Origin of the sequence: uncultured Sphingomonas sp. (genome assembly GCF_964021865.1) — a bacterium.
GTDB lineage: Bacteria > Pseudomonadota > Alphaproteobacteria > Sphingomonadales > Sphingomonadaceae > Sphingomonas.
Genome location: NZ_CAXIAM010000104.1, coordinates 1 through 2,316 on the forward strand (window position 1 = coordinate 1; position 2,316 = coordinate 2,316).

Sequence of the window (2,316 nt, forward strand, 5' to 3'; positions counted from 1 at the left end):
CGGCCGCCTCGCCGGTCCACGACCTCCAGGCACGCGCCGCGCAGGCCGGCCGCGACCTCGCCCGCACGTCCCGCCGCCCGGTCACCGGCACGCGCGGCACCGCGCTGGCGGTGGCGGACGAGGAGTGGTCGGAGTTCTAGTCGCAGGGCGGCCCGTCGCCTCCTGCGACGGGCCTCGCCCCAGACCGGCCGGCGGGGCACCGCCCCGACCGACGACGCGGCTCCGCCGCGGCGGGCCCAAGCCCAAATCCGTCATTCCCGCGAAGGCGGGAATCCAGACGCGCAGGTCCGTCGATAGAAGCGCAACCGTCAGCGTCTCTGGATTCCCGCCTACGCGGGAATGACGCAAAACGGAGAGGAATGAGGTTCCGCGTGGTGGGTCCGCCGGGGCTCGAACCCGGGACCTCTCGATTAAAAGTCGCTTGCTCTACCGACTGAGCTACGGACCCTCACGCGGATCGAAGCCGGTTAGGGGCGGCGCGCGTCCGGGTCAACCGGGCATGGAGCTGGCGCAAGGTCAGCGCGCTGCCCGGCACGCGCCACGTCGGCGCGATCGCCGCCGCCGGCGTCAGTACGAACGCGCGCGCGCGGAACGCCGGATGCGGGATCGTCAGAGTCGGGCTACGCCACGCCCCGCCCGACCACAGGATGATGTCGAGATCGATCACCCGCGCCCCCCAGCGCCGCCCGCGCCGCCGCCCGAACGCGCGCTCGATCGTCTTCAGCCGCGCCAGCAACGCGGGCGGGGTTTCGTCGCTTGCGATCAGCACCGCGCTGTTGGCGAAGGTGCGCGTCGACGGCCCGAGCGGCGCGCTCGCGACGATCGGTGCCGCGCGTCCGCCGAGCAGCCGCAACGCCGCCGCGACCTCGTCGCGCGGGCGCCCGTGCCGACCGCAGCGATTGGACCCCAGCGCCACGAGAAAGATTGAAGCCACCATCGACAAGCGCCTATCGCACTGCGATGGACTTCGCACCTTCTCCGCTGCCCGCGACCGAACCGCCGCTCGATTGCCCGCGCTGCCCCCGCCTCGTCGACCTGCGCCACGACCTGCGCGCGCAGCATCCCGAATGGTGGAATGCGCCGGTGCCGGCGTTCGGCGACCCGCAGGCGTGGCTGGCGATCGTCGGGCTGGCGCCGGGCATGAAGGGCGCGAATCGCACCGGACGTGCCTTCATCGGCGATGGCGCCGGCGCACTGCTCTATGCCACACTTGCCAAGTTCGGATTGGCTTCCGGCACCTTCACCGGCAGTCGCGAGGACGACATCACGCTCGATGGCGCGATCATCCTCAACGCGGTCAAATGCCTGCCGCCCGGAAACGCGCCGACCCCCGAGGAAGTCCGCACCTGCCGCCCGTTCCTGTCGAGCCAGGCGGAGGCGTTACCGGCCGTGCGCGTCTACATCGCGTTGGGGCAGGTCGCGCATCAGTCGGTGGTCAAGGTGTTGGGCGGCAAGCTGCCCAAGGCGCGCTTCGAACATGGTGCGGTGCACCGCGTGCCCGACGGTCGGGTGCTGATCGATAGCTATCATTGCTCGCGCTACAACCAGAACACCGGGCGACTGACCGCGGAGATGTTCGAGAGCGTCTTCGCCAAGGCGCTGGAACTTCGGCCCTGATCGTTATCGCAACGCCTCAGATGTCCTGCACCAGCCGCCCGTACAGCTCGGGCCGCCGGTCGCGGAAAAATCCGAACGCCGCCCGGTGGCGTCGCACGCGATCGAGGTCGAGCGTCGCGACGATCACGCCCTCTTCCTCGCGGTCCAGCTCGGCCAGGATGTCGCCGCGCTCGTCGGTGATGAAGCTGGTGCCGTAGAAGGTCTGGCCGTGTTCCACCCCGACACGATTGGCGGCGATCACCGGCACCACGTTCGACACCGCGTGGCCGACCATCGCGCGCCGCCACAGCCGCGCCGTGTCGAGCGAGGTGTCATGCGGCTCGCTGCCGATCGCGGTCGGATAGAACAGCACTTCCGCGCCCATCAGCATCATCGCGCGGGCAGTTTCCGGATACCATTGATCCCAGCACACGCCGACGCCCAGCTTGGTCTGGTGTCCTTGGGCGCGCGGACCGTTCCACACCTTGAACCCGGTGTTGCCGGGGCGGAAATAGAATTTCTCCTCATAGCCCGGCCCGTCCGGAATATGGCTCTTGCGATACACGCCCTGCACCTCGCCGTCGGGGCCGATCATGGCCAGCGAATTGTAATGATGCGGGCCGTCCAGCTCGAAGAAGCTGGTCGGGATATACACCTTCAGTGCTTCCGCCAGCGCCTGCATCGCCAGCACCGCCTTGTGCTCGCCGACCGGCGCGGCGT

General features: G+C 69.6%; 3 protein-coding genes and 1 tRNA gene. 1 reads left to right on the top strand and 3 read right to left on the bottom strand.

Annotated features, from left to right (window positions below):
• Positions 1 to 372 precede the first annotated feature (372 nt).
• Positions 373 to 448, bottom strand: a tRNA-Lys gene (locus tag AADI75_RS16045).
• Positions 449 to 937, bottom strand: coding sequence for a 2-amino-4-hydroxy-6-hydroxymethyldihydropteridine diphosphokinase (folK, locus tag AADI75_RS16050; protein WP_341209986.1), 489 nt, complete (start codon positions 935 to 937; stop codon positions 449 to 451).
• A 23-nt stretch (positions 938 to 960) separates the two neighbouring features.
• Between folK and AADI75_RS16055 the strand changes: the two genes are divergently transcribed.
• Entirely contained in the window at positions 961 to 1,617 is a 657-nt protein-coding gene (locus tag AADI75_RS16055) for a uracil-DNA glycosylase (protein WP_341209987.1), read from the top strand.
• Between the two features lie 16 nt (positions 1,618 to 1,633).
• Here AADI75_RS16055 and AADI75_RS16060 read toward each other — a convergent pair.
• On the bottom strand, positions 1,634 to 2,316 hold a 683-nt coding region (locus tag AADI75_RS16060; RefSeq protein WP_341209988.1), incomplete at its 5' end, for a nitrilase-related carbon-nitrogen hydrolase.